Raw genomic sequence first — 24,831 nt, 5'->3', positions numbered from 1 at the left:
TCCATCAGAAACCGTGGGCAGGTCTTTTTGTTGGTGCATTCGTTGCTTCGTTTACTTTTTCGCTGAGGGTTGGAATCGTTTCAGCCGCAAGGCATTTAATAAAACGGATACCGAGCTGAAGCTCATAGCCGCCCCAGCGATCATTGGATTGAGCAAGGGACCACCGAAAAGATGCAGCACACCCATTGCGACAGGGATGCCTAAGACGTTATAAGCAAAGGCCCAGAAAAGATTTTCTTTGATGTTTTTGATGGTTGCCCGACTTAACTCGATCGCTGATGGGACGTCCATCAGATCGCTGCGCATCAGTACGATGTCTGCCGATTCGATGGCGACATCGGTACCGGAGCCGATCGCGATCCCTACATCGGCTTGGGCTAACGCGGGCGCATCATTGATCCCGTCACCTACCATCGCAACCTTTTGGCCTTTGGCTTGCAGGCCAGCTACTTTGGCGGCTTTATCTTCTGGCAAGACGTCACTGATCACTTCATCGATACCGACTTGTTTGGCGATGGCTTGGGCCGTTCGGGCATTGTCGCCCGTGATCATTGCTACGTACAAGCCCATTTGATGCAATCGGTCAATGGCTTTTCGACTGCTTTCTTTGATAGTATCTGCCACAGCGATGATCCCGATCGCTTCGCCGTCTTTGGCAACATACATCGGTGTTTTCCCTTCTTGAGCCAATTGTTGGGCTTGCTCGATCAGGCCATCGATGGCAACGTTTTGTTTTTCCAACCATTTCTGGTTGCCTAATAGGACTGGACTGCCAGCGATCATTCCTTGAATCCCATGCCCTGAGATCGCTTCAAACCCGTCAACTTCTTGTAGGGCGAGGGCTTGCGTGCGGGCTTCGATCACAATGGCTTCGCCTAATGGATGTTCTGAGCCTTTTTCAACAGAAGCCGCCAGCTGCAACAATTCCGTCGGCGTGTGATTGCCAGTAGGCAGGAGATCTGTTACGACTGGTTTGCCTTCTGTGATCGTGCCGGTTTTATCAAAGACGATCGTCGTCACGTTTCTAGCTGTTTCTAACGCATCGCCGCTTTTGATCAAGACGCCATTTTCTGCCCCTTTGCCCGCACCCACCATGATGGCGGTCGGTGTCGCTAATCCTAAAGCACACGGACAGGCAATCACTAATACAGAGATCGTAATGGTCAATGAGAAGATCCAGGTTTCTTGTCCTAAGAAAAACCAGGCAAGTCCTGCAAAAACCGCCAAGACCATGACGATCGGGACAAACACACCCGAAACTTTATCTGCCATGCGGGCAATCGGCGCTTTGGAGCCTTGGGCATTTTCTACTAACTGAATGATTTGCGCTAACGTTGAATCTTCTCCCACATTGGTGGCTTCGTATTGAAACGAGCCATTTTTGTTGATACTAGCGCCGATCACCCGATCACCGACTTGTTTTTCGATAGGTAAGCTTTCTCCGGTGATCATTGATTCATCGATGGCAGAGCGTCCTTGGGTAACGATCCCATCCACAGGAATCTTTTCACCAGGTCGTACGACTAAGATATCGCCGGCTGCGACTTCTTCAATACCCACTTCGACTTCTTCGGCTTGATGCCCGCTGCCGCGAAGCACGCGGGCTTTTTTCGGTGCGAGATCCAACAACTTCTTGATTGCTTCGGAGGTTTTGCCCTTCGAGACCGACTCAAGGTATTTTCCTAAGGTAACTAATGCCAAAATAACGGCGGCCGTTTCATAGTACAAGTGCATCGCATAGTGGGTCGTGCCCAGGTAGACCATCACGGTCCCATAAATACTATAAAAGAAGGCAGCACTGGTTCCCAATGCGACGAGGGAATCCATGTTGGGATGGCCTTTCCAAAGCGCTTTGAAACCAGCAATGTAAAAGGCGCGACCGAGGACCATCACCGGTAAGACCAAAAGCAATTGAGTGGTAACGAAATTGACTGGATAGGCCATCGGATCTAAAAAGCCAGGGATCGGCAAACCGATCATTTCCCCCATCGTCAAATAGAACAAGGGGATCGTAAAGAGCGCTGAAAGCCAAAACCGTTGCCATAAAGCACGAATCTCTGCCTGTTTTGAATCCGCCTTGTCGGCAGAAGCGGTCGGCAGCTGTGCATCATAGCCCGCCTCTTTCACGGCAGCTGCGATCTTCGCGGCGGTCACTTGATCTTGTTGATAGCTGACCGTCAGTTTTTCTGTTGCCAGATTGACGGAGGCTTGCTCCACACCCGCTAATTTTTGAACGGCTTTTTCTACTGTTTGGGCACAAGACGCACAGGTCATGCCCGAGATGGCAAAGGTCTCTTGTCTTTGGGAGCCTATCAGTTGATAGCCCGCTGCTTTGATGGCCGCAGCGAGTGTTTCTTCGGTGAGCTGCTGCTCATCATAACGAATATGTAATTTTTCAGAAGCCAAATTGACAGCTGCTTGGTCGACCCCCGTCAGCTTGCTGACTGTTTTTTCGACGGTCTGGGAACAAGACGCACAGGTCATCCCTTTTACCCCATAATTCTTTTCGATCATTGTTTCCTTCCTCCTTGCTTGCTATGCAAACCCATTAACCTTTTATGTTTACAGTTGTAATCTTCTTCTACTTTACAATTATCGTTTACACTTGTCAACGATAATACTCAAAAAAAGGACGTTCTCCTTTGAAGCGGCCCAAAACGCGAGACTTTTGGTCTACCTTTGGGCAGTCGCTACAGGTGGAACGTACTTTTTCTAAGAAACGATTACTGCCGTTGCAGGGGTCGTTTCGCTTATTCAGGTATTGGTTTTAGGAGGCTAGCACTCTTGCCCGTTGGTTTTGATCAGCTCTTGGTACCAGTAGAAGCTGTCTTTCTTGTAGCGTGCCAAAGATCCTTCTTGCGTTTCATCTTGGTCAACATAGACAAAACCATAGCGTTTTTGGTAGCCGTTCAACCAGCTTAGCAAATCAGTGAAGGACCAGGTGCAATAGCCAAGAACTTCCGCGCCGTCGCTGATCGCTTCTTTGATGGCATGGACATGCCCTGCTAAATAATCGATGCGGTATTGGTCATGGATTTGATGATCGTCGGTTAGTTTGTCGTATTCACCAAGTCCGTTTTCGGTAATGATCACAGGCACCCGATAACGGCTAGTGATTCGTCGTAAAGCGATCCGCAGCCCTTGAGGATCGATCTCCCAATCCCAATTCGTCCGTTCCACAAATGGATTTTCGGCTTTTTTGAACATTCCTGGTGTCCCGGTTTCTTCGGAGCTGCCTTTTTTCCCAGTGGTGTTCATTTTCCCCGCTCCGACACCATCTAATGGATTGTAGGCATTTGTTGCTGTTTGGTAATAGTTGATCCCTAAGAAATCTGGTTTTGCTGAACGCAGCAAGTCCATATCTCCTGGTTCGATCGTTGGTGCGATCCCTTGCTCTTTCAAGTAATTCATTGCAGCAATCGGGTATTCGCCCCATAGATAGACGTCTAACCAATAATGCGCCATCAAGTCTTCCGCGTTTTCAGCTGCCAAAATATTTTTCGGGTCGCTGTTGATTGGGTAGTTTGGTGAGTAGGCGAAACTTGGTCCGATTTTCCCTGGGATTTTCATCTCATGGAACTTGTTGATCACCGAAGCATTCGACAAGTTAGCGATATGATTGACTTCATACATCCGTTTAGGATCGGTCACTCCTGGTGGATGGGCAGCTAAAAGATAACCTAAAGAAGTAAAGATATTTTGTTCATTCAAGCTGACCCAATAGTGGACTTTGCCGCGAAAGGCTTCAAACAATACGGCCGCATAGTTGGTGAAATCTTCAATGATTTTGCGAGATTCCCAGCCACCGTATTCTTCTTGCAAGGCTCGTGGCAGATCCCAATGGTACAAGGTCACCATCGGTTCGATCCCTGCTTTTATCAGTTCATCGATCAATGCTAAATAAAAGTCTAACCCTGCTTGATTGACTTCTCCTCGTCCTTCTGGAAAAATCCGTGTCCAAGCAATGGAAAAACGGTAGGTTTTCAATCCTTGTTCTTTCATCAAGGCAACATCTTCTTTGAAGCGGTGGTAATGGTCGACTGCGACATCTCCGTTAGTTGCTTTAAAGGTTTTTCCTGGAATGCGGACAAAATCGTCCCAAACCGAAGCGCCTTTGCCGTCTTCTTGCCATGCGCCTTCTACTTGATAGGCTGCTGATGCTGAACCCCATAAGAAATCGTTGGGGAATTCTTTTAGTTGTTTATGATCCAATTGTTTCCCTTCTTTCTGTTTGATGATACCCCTTTCTTAAGTATACCGATAATTGCCTGATTTGTCATAAGAAGATTTTGTACCTATGCCAAGAAAGCCGATGGCACGCAAAAAATATCCTTGCAAGCAGTGGCGTTCTCCTTGCAAGGATGTGGACTAGCTATGGATCATGCATCAAATTGTGCCTGATAGAGTGCGGCGTAACGCCTCTCTTTGGCTAATAACTCTTCGTGGGTCCCTTGCTCTACGATATTCCCCTGTTCCACCACGAGGATCGTATCGGCATGTCGAATCGTGGACAAGCGATGAGCGATCACAAAGGAAGTTTTGCCTTTCATCAATTTGGTCATCGCTGCTTGGATCAGCAGCTCTGTTTGCGTGTCGACATTCGATGTGGCTTCATCAAGAATCAACAGATCGGCATCCAACAGCATTGCTCGTGCAATCGTCAACAGCTGTTTTTGCCCTTGTGAGATACCGGTTCCGTCTTCAGAGATCAAAGTATCATAGCCTTTTGGCAGGCTCATAATAAAGTCATGGATATGGGCGGCTTGTGCAGCAGCTTGGACTTCTGCCAACGTCGCATTCGCCTTGCCGTAGGCCAAATTGTCGAAAACCGTTCCCGTGAACAACCAGGTATCTTGCAGCACCATCGCATAGCTTTGCCGTAAGCTGCGGCGTGTCGCTTGGCGGATATTTTTACCGTCTAACCGAATCGCTCCTTGGTCAGGGTCATAAAACCGCATCAAGAGGTTCACGATGGTGGTTTTCCCCGCTCCGGTCGGTCCGACGATCGCGACCAAGCTGCCAGCTGGTACTTGTAGCGAAAGGTCTTTGATGATGGGCTGCTGTGCTTGATAGCCGAAGGTCACATGGTCAAAGGCGACATCACCAGACACCTCGTGGTATTCGTAGGCTCCAGGAACATCAGAAACTTCAGGTTCTTCATCCAGCAAACGGAAGATCCGTTCTGCCGCCGCCAATGCCGATTGCAAATCACTGAAGATGTTGGCTAACTCATTGATTGGTCCTGAAAATTTTCTGGAGTAAAGAACAAAGGAAGAAACATTCCCTAATGTCAGATGACCGAACAAAAACAGCAAGGCGCCAAACATACTGATCAAGGACAACGACAGATTGTTGATAAAGTTGATGGAAGGACCAGTCATACTGCCGTAGTACTCGGCATTGTAATAGGCATCCACCGCTTCTTGGTTTTTTTCGTCAAAACGGCTGATGATCGCTTCTTCTTGGTTATACAGCTTGATCGTTTGCTGACCAGAAATAATCTCTTCCACAAAGCCGTTCAATTCGCCTAATTTGCGGGAACGACGGCGAAACAATGGTTGAAATTTGCTCATCAAAAAGCGGGTCAAAAAGATCGAAGCGGGAACCGTTACGACAAAAATCAGCACCAGCAGCGGCGAAATCAAAACCATCATCACAAACGAACCAATGATCGTCACAAGACTGCTGAGGACTTGAATGGCATCGCTGGCCAATGACGTATTGATGGTATCGACATCATAACTGATGCGACTGATGATATCCCCAGTGGCGACTCGGTCAAAATACCCCACTGGCAGTTCGGTGATTTTATCAAAAATCGCCTTGCGCATCGCTGCTACCACCCGCTGACTCAAGCGGATCATCATGAGCGAAATCAGATAACTAAGAAGGGAAGACGCAAGATAAAACAGCAGCATCAGCCCACAATAAAAGAAGACTCGGTCAAAAATGACCTTGCCGGGACCCGGTTGAATGGCATCAATGGCGTATCCTGAAAGCAACGGGCCCACCAAGGCGAAGATGTTGCTGGCCATCATCAATACAGCGGCTGCCAGCAGGAGACCTTTGTACTCGTAGAGATAGCCCCACAAACGCCGTAGTGTTTTCTTACTATCCTGCGGTTTTTCCGTTTTTTTCTTCGGCATCGTCGGCACCTCCTGTCTGACCTTGATAAATGGCTTGGTAGATCGCATTTTCTGCTAGTAATTCTTGGTGACTGCCAAAGCCGTTCATTTGCCCGTTTTCCAGCACCAAAATTTTGTCGGCATGCTGGATCGAGCTGATCCGCTGCGCGATCAAGACCGTCGTCGTCTGTTGAAACTGCTGTCTCAGGACCTTGCGCAACTGAGCGTCGGTCCGATAATCCAGCGCACTGGCAGAATCATCCAAAATCAAAATCTCTGGATCCCCCGCCAAGGCCCGCGATAACAAGACCCGCTGCTTTTGACCCCCGCTTAAATTGCTGCCTTTGGCATGCAATGGATGAGCTAAGCGCTTGGGTAGTTGATTGATAAACTCCTTGGCTTGGGCGCGAGCCGCCGCTTCTTCGATCTGTTCTTTGGAAAACCGCCGACCAAAAGCGATATTTTCTTCGATCGTTTCCGCAAAAAGCACGTCTTTTTGTAAGACGACACCGAATAACTGATGCAGCTCCGTCGGATCGATGGAGCGAATGTCGCGACCAGCGATGCGAATCATGCCCTTCGTTGGGTCATAGAGACGCAGCAGTAGTTTGACGATCGTTGATTTTCCACTACCAGTCGCACCGATGATCCCTAAGGTTTCTCCCGGCTGCAAGGAAAAATCGATGTCTTTCAGCACCTGGGTACCGTTAGGATAGGTGAAGGAAACTTTTTCAAAAACGATATGCGCAGACTCTTCTTTGACAGGCGCCTCAATGACTTGCATATTTTGCGGCAGGCGCAAGACGGATTGGATTCGATCGGCAGAAGCCAGCCCCTTCGACACGATCACAAAGATGCGCGTGATACTGAGCATGGCATTCAAAATGATCGTAAAATAAGTCAAAAAGGCGATGATGACGCCTGGTTGGGTCAATCCTTGATTGACGCGAAAGGCACTGACGACGATCACTAGCGTCAGTCCGATATTCAAAAATAGGTCCATCAGGGGTGGTGTCGCAGCCATCGTTCGATTAGCGGTAGTTTCCGCAGCTACTACGTCTTGGTTGACGTGGTCAAAGCGCTTTTTCTCGTAATCTGCTTTGGACAAGGCCTTGATCACCCGAGCCCCAGTCACATTTTCACGGACAGTTCGCACCAACACATCCACTTGCTTTTGTAATGAAGCAAACAAGGGGATCCCCCGTTTCGAGATCGTGACTGCCGCCACTAAAGTGAAGGGCAAGACGCCTACTAAGACCAGCGTCAACACGGGATCTAATGTGCAGTGATCATGATCCCCCCTAATAACAGAATCGGGGCACGAATCCCCATCCGTTGGATCATGCCTACCGTTTGATGGATGTTGTAAGTGTCTGTCGTCAAGCGAGACACCAAGGAAGGGATCCCGACTTCTTCGACTTGCGGAATCGACAGATAGGAAACTTTTTCAAATAAATCATGGCGTATACTGCCGGTGGTATCGCGAGCAACACTGGAGGCCATCCGATTGGCGATGATATTGGTGACGACTGCGATGATGGAGCAGACCACCATCGCCCCACCCCAAGCAAAAATCGCAGATACCTGCTTCGTGGGAATCACAGAATCGATGATATACGCCAAAATCCAAGGCAATAGCAAGTCCATCAGGGAGCCGAAGAATTTGATACTGACGCCAAGGGAGATGCGGCCGATATAGGGTTTTAAATATTGAGTCAAAAGATTCATTCCATCGCCTCATCTTTCGCTAAAAGCCGCTGGGAATTTTCTTTGACGATTTCCAGATCGGCGATCAACTGCTGCTGTTGGGCAGCAGAAAAACCTGCTACGACTTGTTCATTCCAGCTTTGAAGCAGCTGTTGGATTGCTGGTTGGACGGCGAGTGCTTTTTCGGTTGGATAAACCAGTAATTGTCGTTTGTCGGTGGGACTGCTGGTTCTAGTGACAAATCCTCGTTCTTCTAGGATTGCTAGTTGACGGGCAACATTGCTTTTATTCACAAAAATCTTCTTGGCTAAGGCTTCTTGACTGATCCCCGGTTGGCGGCAAATGTTTAAGATATAGGTATGATGCATCCCGCCTAAACCAAATTTTTTCAGTTCTTTTTCCCGATAAAGGGTGGCGAGACGGGCAATATGATTGATTGAGCGGATAATGGCTTCCATGAGCACTCCTGCCTTTCTTAGTTCTTCAAAGTGTCTAATCTATTATAAGGAATAATCGTTGCGTGCGCAACGATTATTGTTTCTGACGAAAAGCAACAGGTACACTGTTGTTGATCAGCAAAAAAAGAACTTCAGCCCTCTCGCTGAAGTTCTTTTCTGATTCATTTTATTCAGATTCTTTCAATAAAGCTTGTACGACCTTACGACGACGGTACAGCTGTCTGGTTTTCCAGCTGATAAAGCCGATGAGTAAAGCGAGCCAAGAAATGATCGTCAGCCATAAAGCTCCGTCGAAAAACCAAGGCGCGTCGTAATCAACGACTAAGACATTCTCCCCTGCTTGCTGTTGGACAGAAACGGCACCAATGGCACTCAAAGAGACATCTTTTTCAGTTAGCGGCTGCTGATTGAGGGTCAATTCAGTATATCGGTAATTGATGATCGGTAACGCCTTCCACGTCTCTTTATCACCTTGCCAACGTAAAGTAAGCTTCCCGTTTTCTACGGTTTTTGCCACGGTATCATTCTTTTCAATGATTTCTTCCCCGTACAAATTGTATTTGTTCTTCTTGGTCTCTTGATAGAGGGGCAGATAATCTGGCGTAGAACGTTGATACAGCGCTAAGGCTAAGGACTTGTCGTTACTAAAATAGGCTTCCTTCAATTGCGCTTCAGATTCCGCCGACAGATAGGTGTGGTTTCGCAGTGAAACCGCCGCTTCATCAGAGTGCCAATCCTGCATTTTGACCGTGTTTTGGATCAGGATTTGACCAACACTCAAGACTAAAACGAGGACGAACCAACGCGGATTTGCCAATGGCTTGCCCCGATAATAAGGAACTAGCAGGCACAAACCGACTAAGATCAAAATCGTGGCAGGAACAAAGAACCGAAAAGGAAATTGCAGTAAATTGATCACACCATTGTCCAGACTGCCTAGCCATTGCCAAGGAACAGCGTTCGATGATAAAACGAAAAAGACTGCTGCAGCTGCCGTCATTAATTTGAAGCCGCCAGATAGACGCGGCCATACACGGATCGCACCGCAAAAGAACAAAGCACATAAGATGGGCAGCAGGTACGGAGTCGTCCACCAATAGCTGCTGGTTCCAGTAATGGTATTGTTCTGCATGTTGCGATTCACAAAAGGCGCGATCAACGTGTTACTCGTATAGAGATCCAACATCCCTAACCAAATATTGGCGGTTAACAGTAAGAAGATCCCGATCGCTCCTGCTAAGCGCAGCACCAATTGTCGTTTTTCTTCGCCGGAAGTTCCAACAAAAAAGGCGCGTAAGAAAAAGGGCACATATAAGAGCACTAACAAGATGCTTGAAAACACATGGATTTGAAATAAGACCGCCACGGAAACCCCTACCGCAAAAGGCCGCAACCGTTTATGTTCCCCTAGTGCGATCAGTGGAATCAGACACAGCGGTAACACGGCCGCTCCCCAAGCAGAAAAGCCCTGCCGCTCAATCCAATACTGGACAGAATAGGTCGCCATAAACAGGATGCTCATCCCCACTGACAGCCAGCCATTGACTCGTAGTTTCTTTAATAAGCCAAACATCGAAAACCCTGCTAGCAGATAGAGCAGCCCATTGGCGAGCAGTTGGTAAGAAAACCACGAAGGACTCAGCAAGACCAGCAATCCTTGGAAATAGGCAAAAAAGGGCCCGTATAATGCATTGACGATACGAGCAGATTGCTGAAACCCGTAGATAGAAAGAAAATATTGAAAATTGCCCTCTTTGATCTGCTGGCTGGTCTCATAAAAACGATTGAAGTGAAAGACCACATCAGAGCCCAAAATCATGCCTTGGCCTAGGATCTGCGGTAATAAAAAAACACCACTCATTGCAATCAGAATCACCACTTGCCAGAAAAGCGGCTTTTGTACTATTTTTTGTTTCAAAAAAAAACCTCCTTGCACCTTTTCGGTACGCTCATAAAAAGAGTACCAGATAGGGACGAGGAGGGGAAAAAGAAAGCTTAGTGAAAAGGGATACATGGTAAAAATTTAACCAATTACTAAACTTTTCTAGGTTTTAGGTGGTCGTTTCTTTGCTTTTTCTCAAATTTATTGGGTGATCGTTTGCCAGCTTTCCAGTAGTTCGCTTAAAAGCGGGACGACCGTTTCTGCAGGGGCTGCCTCTTTTTGGACATTGGCACTGACTAGCTGATCGTACATATAGCCATACAGCTGATCGAGATCTTCAGCGATAGCGCCGCCTTGCTCACGGTCTAAAGAGACCCGTAATTCCAATAAAATATTCTGCGCCTTGACAAATTGCTGATGAGCTTGGCTCAAATCTTCTTTTTCCAATGCGATCACTGCTAATTTGATATTTTTGATCGCTGCTTGCAACAGCATTTCAATCAGTTTGTTGGGGGAGGCACTCATTACTTGGTTCTGCAAATAGTTGTTTTGCATTTTTTGATAATTCATCTTTTTTTCCTCACTATAAATCAAATTCGACGAAGGCGGCACTGTCTTCTTGCTGCAAATACGTTTTGACAAGATTGTTTTTGCGGTTCAAACGCCCCAATTCTTGTTTGATCTCTTGCTGCTGGGCTTTGACCTGGTCTAAGAACGCTTGATACGCTTGGATCACTTGTTGCGCCAATGCACTGGTTTGTGGACTATGGCTCTGTGCTTCTGCTTGCATGGCTGCTATGACCGCTGCATTGGCTGCCATCAAACGACTGGCTTCTTCGCTGTCGCCGCGCCATTGGGCAAAACCAGTTAAAATCTGATTCAAACGTTCATCTAATGATACGTGTGGCTCCATAGGTTGTTTCCTTTCATGTTGACGAGGGTTTCTTATGCGAATGAAAAAATGACTGCTTTAATCGGCTATCTAGCCTAGTTTGACGTATTGGCAAACTGATTGCTTAGGTAGCTCAGCTGATTTTCAGCCTCCATCATCACGGAGTCTAACTTGGTAAACATTGTGATGTAACGCTCTTTTTTCATTGCCAAAATATCATCAAACCGTGTGATCTGCTTGTTTAAATCCTTGATGGTACTGTCATAGGTCGCAGATTTGGTGGCAATGATCCCTTTATTGGCTGAAGTATTGACGACATAGCTGTTGGCTAATTCTTTTAGGGCTAGTGTATAGCCAGTCTCTTTCGTGCTTGCAGTGCCATCGGCTTCTTTGGTTTTCGTACTTGCATAAAAGAAAGACTTCACAGCAGCGGGATCTTCCGCTAAGGCTTCTTTTAACTTTGTCGTATCCAGTCCCAATGTACCATCATTATCAACGGTGGAGATGCCTAGCTTATTGGCGGTCAGCTTTGAGCCGCTGACGGCTGGAATGGTGATCAAATTTCGCAATTGGGTCTGTAGACGGGTCAACGCACTGTCTCCCACCAAGGTCCCCGTCTTGTTGTTTTCACTACTAGGATCTCCCACGGTCAAATTGTCGCCGATAAAACTCATCAAGCTATTGTATTGATCCACTAATCCTTGCACTGCATCAACGACTTTCGAGGTATCATTGGCTAAAGAAAGCGTCACATGCTCCTCGCTTTTTTTCGCTAACGTCAGCGTGACACCATCGATAACATCCGTCACACTGTTGCTGTCGCGAGTGATCTTCATGCCGTCTAGCTCAAAAATAGCCGGTTGGCCTTGCGTCGTTGTCGCAGTTGAACCGATCCCTAACCCTTCGGCAGCATTGCCGTCGATCAAGAAATTTTTGTCGCCCATTTTGGTGTTCGTTAAAATCAAACGGTTATCCACGATGCTCGCCGCGACGAAGGTCGTCTTGCTTTGGCTATTGATCTTGGCTGCCACATCTTTTAAGCTGTCTTCGGCCGTGATCTCGATCGAAGCGGTGATCGGTTTGCCATCTTCATCGACTTCCGAACTGGTCAATGACAGCTGACCACTGACATTTAGGGCCGCTTTGCTGCTTTGAGCTACTTGACTCCCGGTCACCTTCGTGGCTGTTGCTAGTTGGTTGACTTTTAGATCATAGGTGCCTTCTGGAGCTTCCGTTGTTCCTGCAATTGAAGCGATGCTGCTATTGGTGGTCGTCGCTTTTTTCGTTTGATAAGCATCATCTTTTTGTAATGCATCGACTTTTGACAAAAAGTTAGTCAAGCGAGTGCTGATATCACTCCACGCCGTTTTTTGTGCTTTTAGCGACGTGATTTTATTCTCAGCGCGGGTCTTGTTGATCGCATCTGCCGCCAATAATTTTTCAATATCCTCTGAAGTCACGCCAGAGTAACTCCCTAGCGTTGTACTGATTCCTGAACTGCTGGTTACACTTGCCATGTTTTCATCCCTTTCGATCGACCGCGATGCCCATGTCATCCCATATTTTCCCAATCACGTCTAGCATGTTGGCGGGCGGGATCTCTTTGATCACTTCGTTGGTCTGCATATCCACTAAACGCACCATGGTACGCCCTGTGCGCTCATGTACTTCATAAGCCAATTTCATATCTTTGCCAAGTAGTCGCTGATTCACTTCCTCCACGGAGGCTGCGATCTTGTGCTGATCGGCTACTGAAAAATAGTGGATCGGCGGTTCAGTTGCCGCTGTCTGTTCCTTTTTCTCCGCCAGTTTCCCCTCTTGGTGTTGCGGCTGAAGGTTGGCGGTCTCTTGATCTAGGGATTCGATCGGACGTGCTTTAGCGACCGACGCAACGGCTTCGATCGGGTGTATTCCTGACATTGGCTGAATATCCATCAGAGCTTCCTCATTTCTAAGCGTTTTTGTGCTGCTATGTAAAACACAAGAACTGCGCTTCCCCTAGGCAGTCCTTGTGTCAGTGGTTCACTTGATCAAAAATTATCCTTGTAACAAGCTCAATACGCTGTTAGGCATTGAGTTTGCTTGTGCCAACATTGAAGTTGCTGCTTGAGAAAGGATGTTGCTCTTCGTAAAGCTCATCATTTCTTGGGCCATATCAACGTCACGGATACGTGAGTTTGCTTCAGATAGGTTTTCTTGCGTTGTACCTAAGTTGTTGATTGTGTGTTCTAGACGGTTTTGCGCCGCACCAAGATCCGCACGTTGTGCAGAAACTGCTTTGATCGCTTCATCGATTTTCGTGATTGGGTTGTTTTCAACGCTGACAGTTGCCGCTGCTGCTTTGCCTTCATCAGAAGCGGTAAATGTTGCTAAAGCATCATCGTATGTTTTTTGAGCTGTTGCTTTTGCTGTATCATCCGCTGCTGTATCGATGGCTGTTTGTAATTCAGCAACTGTTTTACCAGCTGCCGCATCAACTGTGCCGTCCGCTGCATATTTTGTTGTAGCATCTGCTTTGAAGGCAGTCGCTACTGCTTTATCTTTTGCTGCAGCAACAGCTTTGGCATCGCTTGTATCAATGGCTTGTGTTAAATCTAAGCCTTTTACTTTCAATGCAGATGAGCTCATGTTGTTGATTGAAACGCTCATTGTTTGGTTTGCATTGGCACCGATTTGGAAAGTGAATGATTTCGCATCATCGCCTTCACCAGTTAACAAGCTTTTTGTATTGAATTCAGTGGTATTGCTGATACGGTCGATTTCATCAGACAATGCAGTGTATTCTTTGTTGATCGCACTGCGGTCGTCATCACTTAACGTACCATTTGAACTTTGTACCGCAAGATCACGCATACGGCCTAAGATGCTGTGGGTTTCATTTAATGCACCTTCTGCTGTTTGGATCAATGAAATACCATCTTGTGCGTTGCTTTTTGCTTGTGACAAACCGCCGATTTGGCCTTTCATTTTTTCAGAAATTGCTAAGCCAGCTGCGTCGTCCCCAGCTTTGTTGATGCGTAAGCCTGAAGATAATTTAGACAAAGAATTGCTTTTAGAAGCATTTGCTGCCGTTAGGCGTGAGTAAGTATTCAATGCTGAAACGTTTGTATTGATTCTCATGTGTAGTTCCTCCTAATTTTTATTCGCTAAGGTTTCCCTCTGCTACTATTTATCGGAAGAAACCGTTCAGGGTTAAGCCTTTTTTCTAAAAAAAATAAAAAACTTTTGCTCTCAGCAAAGAACAAAAGTTTTTGGGTTAATTTAAATAATCTAGAATGGACATCTGCATGATCTTTGTTCCCATCGCTAGTGTTGAACGGTAGGCAGTCATTTGATTTTGATATTCCATATACTTTTCCGCAATATCGACGTCTTGTTTGTTGGACAGTGTTTCGGTCAAGTTCAGCTTTTCCGTCTCATTTCGATCAGCTGCCGCTTCCAAGCGATTGTAGAGGGTGCCGATCTGCGCCCGTACATTCACCACATTAGTGGCATGCTGGTCATGAGCGGTTAAAAGCTCGCCCCCTAAGGCATCTTTATCATCACTGCGCAACGCAGACAACAAATCATTGAAATAGGTGCTTAAATTTTGGGGATCCTCAGCTGTGCCCGTCTCGTTCATCAGACGATCACCGCTGGCTAACAGATCCACCGAGACCCCATTTGCGATTTCTCGCGGCAAGTCTTCGCTGGTGCCATTGTATTTGATACCGACGATGGCGTCATTTTCTTTGACGATCTCAAAAGGCGCCGTCGTCGTATTCGTTCCGCTAAATAGATAGCGGCCATCAAAGTTGGTGTTTAATGATTCAACGATGCCTTCGATCTCTTGCTCGATCTCTGAACGATTTGCCCCTAATTCCTCACTGCCAGCTGTCGCATTGGCAGAAGATTGAACCAACGAGCGAATCCGCAGCATCGAAGTACTGACGCTTTCTAAAGCAGAATCTTGGGCTTTTGTCCAAGAAATACTGTCTTTGATCGTATTGTTGTAAGTTTTGTTTTGATTTAACGACACATTGAGATCCATGATTTTTGAAACCAGCAGCGGATTATCCGAGGACTTGCTGACTTCTTTTAAGCTCGATAGCTGATTCAACGTGGATTGGACTTTGGAGGCGTTGGTTCCTAGATTTCGTAAAAAATCATTGTAGGTGATTGAATTGGAAATACGCATGGTCTACACTCCTGTTCGATTGATCAATGTGTCTAACATTTCAGAAACGACCGATAATATGCGGGCATTGGCCTGAAATCCTTGTTGGAAACGAATCACATCTGACATTTCTTCATTTAATGAAACCCCAGACACCGATTGATTTTTGTATTCTAGTTGATTCAGCAGCGACAATTGGGCACTGACTGTATTGTCGGCTTGCTGTTTTGAGATCCCGTTTTTGGTGACGATGCTGTTAAAGTAGCTGCTGACACTCATGCCAGATGCTGCATTGGCAAACGTCAATGTCTCAGAATCAAAAGAAGCGATCGTCTTTTCTGACAACGGGAAGTCCAATTTGGCACTGCTGAGTTTCGCCATTGCAGCAGCTCTTGAACCATCTCCTGCTGCATTGCTCGTTCCGCCGGTCACCAGACTTGGGTTATCTAACAGTGCTTGGCTGACCCGAATCGTCGTCGCTGTACCAGTATCATCTTGGCCGATCTCAAATAGTCCGCTAGTAGGAGAAGCGCCGCCAGTAAAGACCATGTTCATGGCTTGCGCGATCGTCGACGTAAAGTTGTTCAATTCCGTCAAGCGGCTGCCGATCTCCCCAGATGATGCTTGCAGGCCACCGATCGCGCCTTCTTTGATTGGCAATTCTGTATAGGCGGTTTCGCCATTGTCGGTGGTTTTCGTCAACAAGACGGTTCCAGCTGGATAAGACCCTGTAATGGTTTCGGCAGGATTCAAGGCGTTGCCGTCTTTGGAAACCAAGGCGCCTGTGTCGCTTTGTCCCACCACCACACTAAGGGTATTGCGTTCCTCCGCACTTAAGATCGTCTGTCCGCTCATGGATACAAACCCACGGCCATACTGATCGGTCTTGGTTTCGATCCCTGCTAGACCCGAGAGATCTTTCAACAGACTGTCTCGACGATCCAAAAGATCATTCGGTGTCTCACCACTCGTCGTCAACCCATAGATCTGTTCATTCAAGGATTGCAGCTGTTTGACCTTCTCATTGAAGTCCAGCGCGGATTTTTCGATGGTATCCAGCGTGTCGCTTTGCAGCTGCGTCATTTGTTTGCCCATTTGGTTGATGGTATCGGCAAACGTACTGCTGTTTTCCAGCACAAGGGTCTTAGACGTATCCAGTTCAGGATTGTTGGCTAATGCGGTCCAAGAATCAAACATCGTTGCCAGCTGTTTGGACAGTCCATTGTCAGAAGGCTCATTCATTAAACTTTCCAGCTGTCCTAATATGTCTGCTTTTTGTTCATAATATGTATAGGTAGAATTGGCATTGCGTACTTGTCCAATGACAAAATCATCGACGATCCGTTCGACACTGCCGACTTTCACACCCATACCGATGCTGCCAACACCCGCTAGATGGTAAGACGCTTCGGCTTGCAAGTTGACTCGTTGTCTTGAGTAGCCATCTGTATTGGTATTTGCAATGTTGTGGCTGCTGGTTTGCAACGCTGCTTGATTGGCGGTCATGCCCCGGGTTGCGGTGCCTAATGAACCAAATAGTCCTGTCATAGAAGTACTCCTTACATTTTTTGATCGATGATCGCTGTTGAGACAGCTTGTTTTTCTTGGTATTTCGAATACGTATTTGCCGGTGTCTTGATATTTTCTTTGACTGCATCCATCAAAACAGTTTGGAAACTAATGGCTTGCTCCGTCAGCAGGAGATTTTCGGCTTGCTGCACTTGGATCTGGCGGATGAGTTCTTTGATCGTCACTGAAAGAGTTCCTTCATACGTGGAAAAAACGGGTACGAAGGCGGTTTTTTTCTCGACGAGTTCTGGTAATTTTTCTGCTTGATTTTTGATCAAGCAGGTCTTTTCTTTTTGCAGCAACCGCAAGAACTGCTGAAGCTGACGCTCAAATTCCCGTTCTGTCATCTAGTCGACCTGCTTTTCATCTTGTTGCAGCATTTTATCTGCGATCGTTTCGGCAGATACTTGGTAGGTGCCTTCTTTGATCGCTCGTTTCAATTCTGCCACTCGCTCACTACGACTGGCTGTTTGATTGGCACTCTTTTGAATGGCTTGAGCTGTTTCGGATAATTGAACATCGACGGTTTTTTCTGTCTGAGCAGCAGTTGGCTTTTCTTGTTTGACCGCTTCACGTTTGATGGCCTTGTCGCTGTATTCTGCGTAACCTCTTTCGATTTTCATAGGTTCTCCTCCGTTCTCATTCTTCTACCCTCTACTATCGGTCAAATCACAAAAAAGTTAAACCCATATGTTTAACTTTTTGCGATTTCTTCAAATTAATGCAAATTGTGGATGCGTTGTTTTTGCGAAAGAATGTTGGTGATCCGCACACCAAAGTTTTCATTGATGACCACGACTTCCCCAGTGGCGATCAGTTTGCCGTTCAACAAAATCTCTAGCGGTTCATCCGTCAGTTTTTCCAGCTCGATGACGGACCCCGTATTGAAAGATAAAATGTCTTTAATGGTTTTTTTGCTGCGGCCTAACACGACACTTAGATCCAATGGCACATCAAGAATCAAGTCCAAATTATCCCCATCGCTCACTCCGCTGGAGGCCAATGTTTGAAACGCAGGTTTGCTGACTTCCACGGGCTTTGATGCAGCCGCTGGTTCTGGCGTAGGTGCAGCAACGGGTGCCGTTGGCTGCGGTGTTGGTGTTTCCCGAGTAACGACAGTCGCTTCGTCTGAGAGCATCGCACTGGCGATATCGTTGACCACAGGATCCGTAAAGATTTGCATGATTTTGCTTTCGATCAGACCTTCGACGCGCAAAGAAAATGAGATACAGTAAATCTCTTCCTCTGCCTCGATCCCGCTATACTCAATGTTTTCTGGTGTCTCCCATAGTTTGACGATCGGCGGCAAGATATCCACTTTGCGGCTGATCATCGTCGCCATCGAAGTCGAGGCAGTCCCAATCATTTGGTTCATAGCTTCTGCCACAGCACTTAGCTCTAATTCCGTAAATTGAGTGTTGCTGGTTTCACCAGTTCCACCCATCATCAAATCGGCGATCACGATGGCATCTTTGACTTCTAATAGCATCAAATTACTGCCTAAAAGGCCTTCTTTAAATTCAACTGTCGTCGCTACTTTTGGTGCAACGAGGTCGTTTAAGATCTCACCAAATTTGATTTTAGACACCCGGGGAGTCGTGATGCTGACCCGACGATCAAGAATGGAAGACAACGTCGTCGCCGCTTGCGACATGGAGATATTGCCAACTTCGCCGATAATGTCGACTTTGACTTGCTCTTCTAATCCTTGCGGCTGGGCTGGGGCACTTTGATTCAACAATGCATCGATTTCTGCTTGGGATAAACGTTCACTCATAGTTCTTGCTCCTCTTCTAACTTGTCTAATAATTCAATGGCTAAACGGTCCTCTTGCTTCCCAGGTTTTGCTCGGAAGTAAGGTTTTCCATCGATGAAAGTCTCCAATGGTTCAGTAATTTTTTTGTCTAGTTTGATGACATCGCCTTCTTCTAAGTGGAGAAACTCAGAAAGACTCATTTGAGCATGGCCCAGCAGAACTTCTAAATTCAAACCGACGCCATTCAAACTTTTTTGCAACTCGCGGCTATCGTCTTGGTTGACTGGCTGATTGCTATCAAACCAATTGCGGAAACTTAATTTATCAATGATCCCTTCAAAGAAGACATAGGGGATACATAGATTGATAAAATGTTTCACTTCAAAAATTTTGATAGTAAAGGTCACTAACACGACGGGTTCGTTGGGCGACATGTTTTGCATCAATTGCGGATTCGTATCGATTCCATCCAAAACCGAATCCAAGGCAACGATGTCCTTCCAAACATTTTGGTAGACCCGGACAAATTGTGCCACCACTTCTTCCAAGATTGCTGTTTCAATATCAGTAAAACTTTTTTTCTCGCTAAAATCCATTTCGATCGGCTTGTTTTGATAGACATCCAAGCCGCCGCACAACAACTCCACCAACATCATACACAGTTGTGGGTTCATCTCGATCATTTGAATCCCGCTCAAAGGCTGCGAATGAAAGAGCCCCAACAAAGTAAATTTTGGTATCGAATGGATAAATTCGTCATAACTGACTTGTTCGATAGCTGCCAACTGCAAAGAAACATTGGTCCGCAGTTGGGTAGAAAGCATGCTACTGCTCATCTTCGAGAAATCCTCGAAGATCATGTGCAGGGTATTGACGTATTCTTTCGACAGCTTTGTTGGTCGGCGAAAATCGTAGGCTTTCACTTTGGCTTGTTTGTCTTCTATCTCAATAATTTCTTGATCGATCTCTCCGCTGCTCATCGCATTCAACAATAAATCAATCTCTTGCTGCGTCAATACCTGATCCACACTAATCCCCCATTTTTTTAAAAAATCATGTGATCGATTTGAATCACACTGGCTACTTTTTCACCGATCGTCACGACCCCAACGGCATGTTCTGTCTCTTGATTGCCCAGTTGGATATCGTCTTCGGTGATATCAAGAACTTCAATTACTTCTTCTACGAGGACCCCTTTAGTCTCCTCTTGCTTCTTCATGATCAATATGTTTTTTTCGTAGGCTGGTTCCATGATGGGAATCAATTTTGCCAAACGAATCACCGTTACGACAGACCCCCGCAGATTGATCAACCCTTCCACCCACTCTGGTGCTAAGGGCACCTTCGTAAAAGAAGGGGCATCAATGACCTCGTCCACCGAGTCCGCCGAGATCAAATAGTACTGCTGAGCCATTTTGAAAAGAATCATCTGCATGTCGCTATCCTCCTAGGCATTAGGCAAAGGCTTTGTCGATGGCAGTGATTACGCGGTCCGTGTCAAAGGGCTTCACGATAAAGTCCACCGCACCGGCGCGAATCGCATCCATCACCATTCCTTGTTGTCCCATGGCACTGCACATTACGACTTTGGCCTGCGCATCAAACGTGCGGATCATTTTTAATGCCTCTAAGCCATCCACTTCTGGCATCGTGATATCCATGGTCACTAAGTCTGGTGTCGTTGCTTGGTATTTTTCAAAAGCCTCTTGGCCATTTTGGGCTTCCCCCACGACTTCATAGCCGTTTTTTTCTAAAATATCCTTTAATTTCATGCGCATAAATACCGCATCATCCACGATCAATACTTTTTTTGACATTGTATTTGCCCCTTTCAAATTCCTAATGAATCAAATATGTTTTCTAGTACACCGATTTCTGGAATCAAAAATAACGATGCCTCTAATGTTTCTTTGGCGTAGACGAACTCATTACGGATCACCATCACCTGCTCATCATACTGGGCCATCGCCAAATAGATGGAGCTGATCGCTGCGCCAAAGAAATCATAGCTGGCGCTTGGTAAAGATGCACTCAGCTGGGTTTCCAACAGTTGCCCGATCGCGATCAAAAAAGAATTGGTAAGGATGTTGGTCAACTCGTTGATGACCGATTGCTTCAATTCTTCAGACGGATCGCTTTCTTGGATCATCAACTGACGCAATTTTGCGGCGGATTCATCCGTTAAGACAAACAAGAAGATCCCTCGAAATGCCCCTTCGATCTGGCTCATCACCACATGAACTTCTTTGTCTTCCGCCATGATCTGCTGATACAGGTCCTCATAAGCTAGAATCTCGACTTCCGGTACCCGCATATCGATCGGTTGTTGGACGAGCTTTGATAAACTAGTCGCAGCGTGACCACCGCCGATATTGATCAGTTCTTTTAGGCCATCGATCTGCAGCGCTGTATAGCTCATAAGCGGTCATCCTTTTTTTCCTGACAGATGGCATGAATGTCTAGGATCAGTGCGATCGAGCCGTTGCCCATAATCGTTGCTCCTTGATAGCGATTCAGCTTTTGCAGCAGCGGATCGATTTTCTTGATGACGATTTCTTGCTGGCCGATCAGCTCATCTGCCAAAATGCCGTGAAATTGCTGGTCATTGTTGACGATGATGGCGAATTTTTTCTCAGATGGATCGCCTTCGATCGCTAAGAGTTGATCGGTCCGAACCAAGGGAATCAACTCCTCTTGAAAACGATAGACCTCATCTGAGACCGTCTGGATGATCTCTTCTTCTTTGACCATCACCACGCGTTCGACGAGATTTAATGGGATCGCAAAGGTTTCTGCTCCGACGCGAACCATCAACGCTTGAATGATCGATAGAGTCAATGGCAATTTGATCACAAACTGCGTGCCTTTATTCGGCTGGCTCTTCATTTCGATCGTGCCCCCTAGTTGGGTGATCTTGGATTGCACGGCATCCATCCCGACACCGCGCCCAGAAATGTTAGTCACTTCTTGCGCCGTTGAAAAACCAGGATGGAAAATCAACTGCTGCAACGCTTCATCGGAAAGACCTTCCGTTGCTAAGCCTTTCTTTTCAGCACTTGCTTTGATTACTTGCGGATCAAGGCCTTTGCCATCATCCTCTAAAGTAATGATCACGCGATTGCCTTCTTGATAGGCCGCCAAGCGAATCGTGCCCTTGCGCGGTTTGCCCAGTTTTTCCCGAACATCGGGTGCTTCGATGCCGTGATCGACAGAATTACGCAATAGATGGACCAGAGGTTCACTCAACTCAGAAACCACTGTTTTATCCAATTCCGTTTCTTCCCCAAAAATGACAAGTTCCATTTCCTTTTGCAGTTCATTGGATAAGTCCCGAACCATTCGCGGAAAGCGACTAAAGACGACATTGACTTGCTGCATGCGGATCCGCAAGACCAAATCTTGCAGCTCAGAGGTCAATCGTGAAACTTGCTCTAAGGGGTCTTTGACTGCTTCGATGTTTTCCCGCTCACTGACATCTTCCAATTGATTGCGATAGACCACCAATTCGGACACGAGATCCAAGAATGAATCTAAGCGATTCAAGTCGACTCGAATCGATTGATTTTGGGCGGACGCATGATGCGCGGGCGCCGGCGATTTTTCTTTCGTTTCTGTTGTCGCTTGTTGAAGAGCAGAAGTCCCTGACTCTGGGGTCGGCACTGGTTGAAGCAGCTCTTCTGCCTCCTCCAACACAGCGGCTGATGGATCAAACGGTGCCACCACGAAGGCCTCGATCTCACTATTGCTGGCGATGTTTTGCTCGACATCAGCCAGTGTTTGCTGCGTCAAATACAGCAGTGAAAAATCTGATTCAAAGGTGCCTTCTTCGAGTGTTTGGGCATCTGGTTCTGTATAAAGAACATCCCCTGCTTGGCCAAGCTTTTCCATGATCAAGAAGGCACGAGCACCTTTTAACATGGATTGGGCATCTAAGCGAACAGCAATTTGGACCGCTTGATAGCCATCTCCAGCCGCTTGCTCGATCACATACAGATCAGAAGGATCGATCTGCTGAAGCTGTGGGGTTAACGCGCCCACTGCGGTGGATTTTTGGCTTGCTTCTGTCTCGGTTGATATACCGCCAGAATGTTCCGTTTGGTCAAGTTCGGCCAATAAATCGGCAATTTGAGCTGGCTGCAGGTCGCGTTCTTCCCGCAAGTCCTCCACAAGTTCTGACAGGCGATCCAGACATTTGAAAATCAATGAGATCGATTGCTGGGTCACTTGCAAGGTCCCAGTTTTAAATAGCTCAAAAATATTTTCCATTTTATGGGTCAGCTGCGTCATGACGTCATAGCCCATCGTTGCCGCCATCCCTTTAAGGGTATGGGCAGAACGGAAAATATCATTCAGCAAGGCGCTATCTTTTGGATCGTTTTCCAATTGCAAGACATGATCATTCAACTGCGCTAAATGATCGTCTGTTTCTTCAAAGAAAAGGGTACGATAGACACTATTGTCATCCAAATGGGTCCCTCCTTTACAAAATTATACTTTTTGATAGATAAACGAATCGATTTTCTTGAGACCGAATTGTTCCGCAAAATTGATCGTTTCTGTCGCTCCCGTAAACAAAATGCCCCCTGGGACCAATGCATCGCTGAATTTTTGATAGACGGCATCCCGAGCATCGCTTTTGAAATAAATCGTCACATTGCGGCAAACGATCACATCAAAAGGCCCATTGTACGGGTCTTTCAAAAGATCGTGTTGCTTAAAATGAACCCGCCGTTTGATTTCTGGTTTGATCTGAAACTGGTTCTTTTCTTTTGCATCAAAAAAACGGGTACGTTCTGCCGCTGAGACATTCCGCAATTCGTGGTCTCGATAGAGTCCTTGCTTGGCTTTTGCCAAAATTTGCGTATCGATATCGGTAGCCAAAACATTGGCTGTGGCAATTTGGTTTTTTTCTAGCAGCATCGCGATCGTATAGGGTTCTGCCCCAATCGAACATGCGGCACTCCAAATTTTGGGCAGCGTGGTTTTCGGGAGAACAATGGTTTTCAAGACGCGTTCAAAGGCGTCAAACAGTTCTTTGTTGCGATAAAATTCCGTTACGTTAATGGTGATATGGGCTAAAAAAGCCGCCCGCACCCCGTCATCGCCTTCGATCAATTGCTGGTATTCCCTCAACGTTTTTGCCCCGCTGTTTTCCATGATCGTAAGGATGCGGCGCTGCATTTGATTTTCTTTGTATGCGGCTAAGGGAATCCCTAATCGGCGATCCACCCACGCATTAAATAAGGCAAATTCTTCTTCCATCTTCTTCACCTGACCATCTGTGCAATTTTTGCTTCAATGCCCTGCAATGGCAGGACTTCATCCACGACTCCTTGTTCAATGGCATACCGCGGCATCCCAAAGACTGTACACGTTTCTTTGTCTTGAACGATCGTATAGCCCCCAGCCGCTTGGATCTGTCGTAAGCCAGCGGTGCCGTCTTTTCCCATCCCCGTCAAAACCACTGCCGCTAGTTGCGGGCCATAGTAGTCAGCTGCTGAGGAAAAAAGATAATCGACGGTTGGCCGCGTCCCATGCCGTTTTTCTCGCTGGTCCAGCTGCAGGTGCCCTTGTTGGACCGTCATGTGGTAATCCCCTGGACAAAGATACACTTGATTTTCGATCCGCATGCCGTCGACTGCTTCTTGTACTCGGACGGTTGTCTCTGTGTCTAAGCGTTTTGCAAAGGAAGCCGTGAAGCCCGCTGGCATATGCTGAACGATCAAAATCGGGCAACGCAAACGTGCAGGCAGACGGCGAATAATTCCCAGCAAAGCACGGGGGCCGCCTGTTGAAGCACCAATGACTAGCGCATCAAGTGATACCGGCAAGCTGTTTTGTGTCAGCTTAGTGGGCTGGGCAATCGTTGGTACTGGCGGGTGAACCGTACCGACTTCATGATCCATCGCCAAAATCTTTTGATGAAATTCAGCGATCCATTCTTTTTCGATCATCGATAGACTGACGGGTTTTTCCACAAAATCTCGGGCGCCAAGCGCCAAAGCCTCAATCGTGGTTTCTTGATTGGTTAATGAACTAAGCATGATGACGGGAATGGCTGATTGCTGTTTCATCCTCCGCAAGGTCTCTAATCCGTTCATCACTGGCATCTCCACATCCATTACTACCAAATCGATCGCTTCTTTGGTCAGATAGTCCAATGCTTGTTTGCCATTGCGGGCAGCGACGGTCACCTCGATATCAGGAAGCTGATTCAATAAATCTGTCACTACTTTCCGCATGAATGCCGAATCATCGACGATCATTACTTTTTTCATGTCCCTGT

22 protein-coding genes and 1 pseudogene are annotated in these 24,831 nt (G+C 46.7%); all 23 read right to left on the bottom strand.

The window, feature by feature from the left end:
* Window positions 1–51: 51 nt before the first annotated feature.
* A complete protein-coding gene (locus IGI76_RS00740) occupies window positions 52–2,514 on the bottom strand; it encodes a heavy metal translocating P-type ATPase (RefSeq protein ID WP_438780909.1) in 2,463 nt (820 codons plus the stop codon).
* A 261-nt stretch (window positions 2,515–2,775) separates the two neighbouring features.
* Entirely contained in the window at window positions 2,776–4,212 is a 1,437-nt protein-coding gene (locus tag IGI76_RS00735) for a glycoside hydrolase family 1 protein (RefSeq protein ID WP_333718877.1), read from the bottom strand.
* 167 nt (window positions 4,213–4,379) lie between these two features.
* A complete protein-coding gene (locus IGI76_RS00730; protein WP_010748553.1) occupies window positions 4,380–6,146 on the bottom strand; it encodes an ABC transporter ATP-binding protein in 1,767 nt (588 codons plus the stop codon).
* Window positions 6,112–7,853: pseudogene (locus IGI76_RS00725) on the bottom strand (ABC transporter ATP-binding protein). The gene IGI76_RS00730 and the pseudogene IGI76_RS00725 overlap by 35 nt, the downstream one beginning before the upstream one ends.
* On the bottom strand, window positions 7,850–8,290 hold the full coding sequence (locus IGI76_RS00720) for a MarR family winged helix-turn-helix transcriptional regulator (protein WP_010748552.1): 441 nt from the start codon (window positions 8,288–8,290) through the stop codon (window positions 7,850–7,852). The pseudogene IGI76_RS00725 and the gene IGI76_RS00720 overlap by 4 nt, the downstream one beginning before the upstream one ends.
* A 166-nt stretch (window positions 8,291–8,456) precedes the next feature.
* Window positions 8,457–10,208 carry a hypothetical protein gene (locus tag IGI76_RS00715; RefSeq protein ID WP_010748551.1) on the bottom strand — a complete coding sequence of 584 codons (1,752 nt, stop codon included), beginning with the start codon at window positions 10,206–10,208 and terminating at the stop codon, window positions 8,457–8,459.
* A 165-nt stretch (window positions 10,209–10,373) separates the two neighbouring features.
* A complete protein-coding gene (fliS, locus tag IGI76_RS00710; RefSeq protein WP_010748550.1) occupies window positions 10,374–10,742 on the bottom strand; it encodes a flagellar export chaperone FliS in 369 nt (122 codons plus the stop codon).
* Window positions 10,743–10,755: 13 nt separating this feature from the next.
* Window positions 10,756–11,085, bottom strand: a complete 330-nt coding sequence (locus IGI76_RS00705) for a hypothetical protein (protein WP_005232745.1) — start codon at window positions 11,083–11,085, stop codon at window positions 10,756–10,758.
* A gap of 74 nt (window positions 11,086–11,159) precedes the next feature.
* Window positions 11,160–12,581, bottom strand: a complete 1,422-nt coding sequence (gene fliD / locus IGI76_RS00700; protein WP_010748549.1) for a flagellar filament capping protein FliD — start codon at window positions 12,579–12,581, stop codon at window positions 11,160–11,162.
* Between the two features lie 4 nt (window positions 12,582–12,585).
* Window positions 12,586–12,999, bottom strand: a complete 414-nt coding sequence (locus tag IGI76_RS00695) for a flagellar protein FlaG (RefSeq protein WP_010748548.1) — start codon at window positions 12,997–12,999, stop codon at window positions 12,586–12,588.
* Between the two features lie 102 nt (window positions 13,000–13,101).
* Entirely contained in the window at window positions 13,102–14,184 is a 1,083-nt protein-coding gene (locus IGI76_RS00690; RefSeq protein WP_005226642.1) for a flagellin, read from the bottom strand.
* A gap of 136 nt (window positions 14,185–14,320) precedes the next feature.
* Window positions 14,321–15,241 (bottom strand): flagellar hook-associated protein FlgL, encoded by a 921-nt coding sequence (flgL, locus tag IGI76_RS00685; RefSeq protein ID WP_010748547.1) that lies wholly within the window; start codon window positions 15,239–15,241, stop codon window positions 14,321–14,323.
* 3 nt (window positions 15,242–15,244) lie between these two features.
* On the bottom strand, window positions 15,245–16,768 hold the full coding sequence (flgK, locus tag IGI76_RS00680; RefSeq protein ID WP_005232751.1) for a flagellar hook-associated protein FlgK: 1,524 nt from the start codon (window positions 16,766–16,768) through the stop codon (window positions 15,245–15,247).
* Between the two features lie 11 nt (window positions 16,769–16,779).
* Entirely contained in the window at window positions 16,780–17,136 is a 357-nt protein-coding gene (locus IGI76_RS00675; protein ID WP_005232752.1) for a hypothetical protein, read from the bottom strand.
* Entirely contained in the window at window positions 17,137–17,412 is a 276-nt protein-coding gene (gene flgM / locus IGI76_RS00670; protein ID WP_005232754.1) for a flagellar biosynthesis anti-sigma factor FlgM, read from the bottom strand.
* 95 nt (window positions 17,413–17,507) lie between these two features.
* Window positions 17,508–18,566 carry a flagellar motor switch phosphatase FliY gene (gene fliY / locus IGI76_RS00665; protein ID WP_005226637.1) on the bottom strand — a complete coding sequence of 353 codons (1,059 nt, stop codon included), beginning with the start codon at window positions 18,564–18,566 and terminating at the stop codon, window positions 17,508–17,510.
* Window positions 18,563–19,573 carry a flagellar motor switch protein FliM gene (gene fliM / locus IGI76_RS00660; protein ID WP_005232756.1) on the bottom strand — a complete coding sequence of 337 codons (1,011 nt, stop codon included), beginning with the start codon at window positions 19,571–19,573 and terminating at the stop codon, window positions 18,563–18,565. Before fliM ends, fliY begins: the two co-directional genes overlap by 4 nt.
* A gap of 17 nt (window positions 19,574–19,590) precedes the next feature.
* A complete protein-coding gene (locus IGI76_RS00655) occupies window positions 19,591–19,980 on the bottom strand; it encodes a chemotaxis protein CheW (protein WP_005232757.1) in 390 nt (129 codons plus the stop codon).
* Window positions 19,981–19,999: 19 nt separating this feature from the next.
* Window positions 20,000–20,362: a response regulator gene (locus IGI76_RS00650; protein WP_003129084.1), complete on the bottom strand. Its 363-nt coding sequence runs from the start codon at window positions 20,360–20,362 to the stop codon at window positions 20,000–20,002.
* A 14-nt stretch (window positions 20,363–20,376) separates the two neighbouring features.
* Window positions 20,377–20,964, bottom strand: coding sequence for a chemotaxis protein CheC (locus IGI76_RS00645; RefSeq protein ID WP_005226634.1), 588 nt, complete (start codon window positions 20,962–20,964; stop codon window positions 20,377–20,379).
* Window positions 20,961–23,012 carry a chemotaxis protein CheA gene (locus IGI76_RS00640; protein ID WP_333718875.1) on the bottom strand — a complete coding sequence of 684 codons (2,052 nt, stop codon included), beginning with the start codon at window positions 23,010–23,012 and terminating at the stop codon, window positions 20,961–20,963. Before IGI76_RS00640 ends, IGI76_RS00645 begins: the two co-directional genes overlap by 4 nt.
* Window positions 23,013–23,033: 21 nt before the next feature.
* Complete coding sequence (locus IGI76_RS00635) at window positions 23,034–23,807, bottom strand: CheR family methyltransferase (RefSeq protein WP_010748545.1); 774 nt, start codon at window positions 23,805–23,807, stop codon at window positions 23,034–23,036.
* A gap of 5 nt (window positions 23,808–23,812) precedes the next feature.
* Window positions 23,813–24,823 (bottom strand): protein-glutamate methylesterase/protein-glutamine glutaminase, encoded by a 1,011-nt coding sequence (locus IGI76_RS00630; protein ID WP_016609024.1) that lies wholly within the window; start codon window positions 24,821–24,823, stop codon window positions 23,813–23,815.
* Window positions 24,824–24,831: the final 8 nt, after the last annotated feature.

Source organism: Enterococcus sp. DIV2449a (assembly GCF_051711225.1).
Lineage (GTDB): Bacteria > Bacillota > Bacilli > Lactobacillales > Enterococcaceae > Enterococcus_D > Enterococcus_D casseliflavus.
Note: the sequence above shows the minus strand (reverse complement) of the source record. Positions and strands in the feature narration are given on the sequence as shown.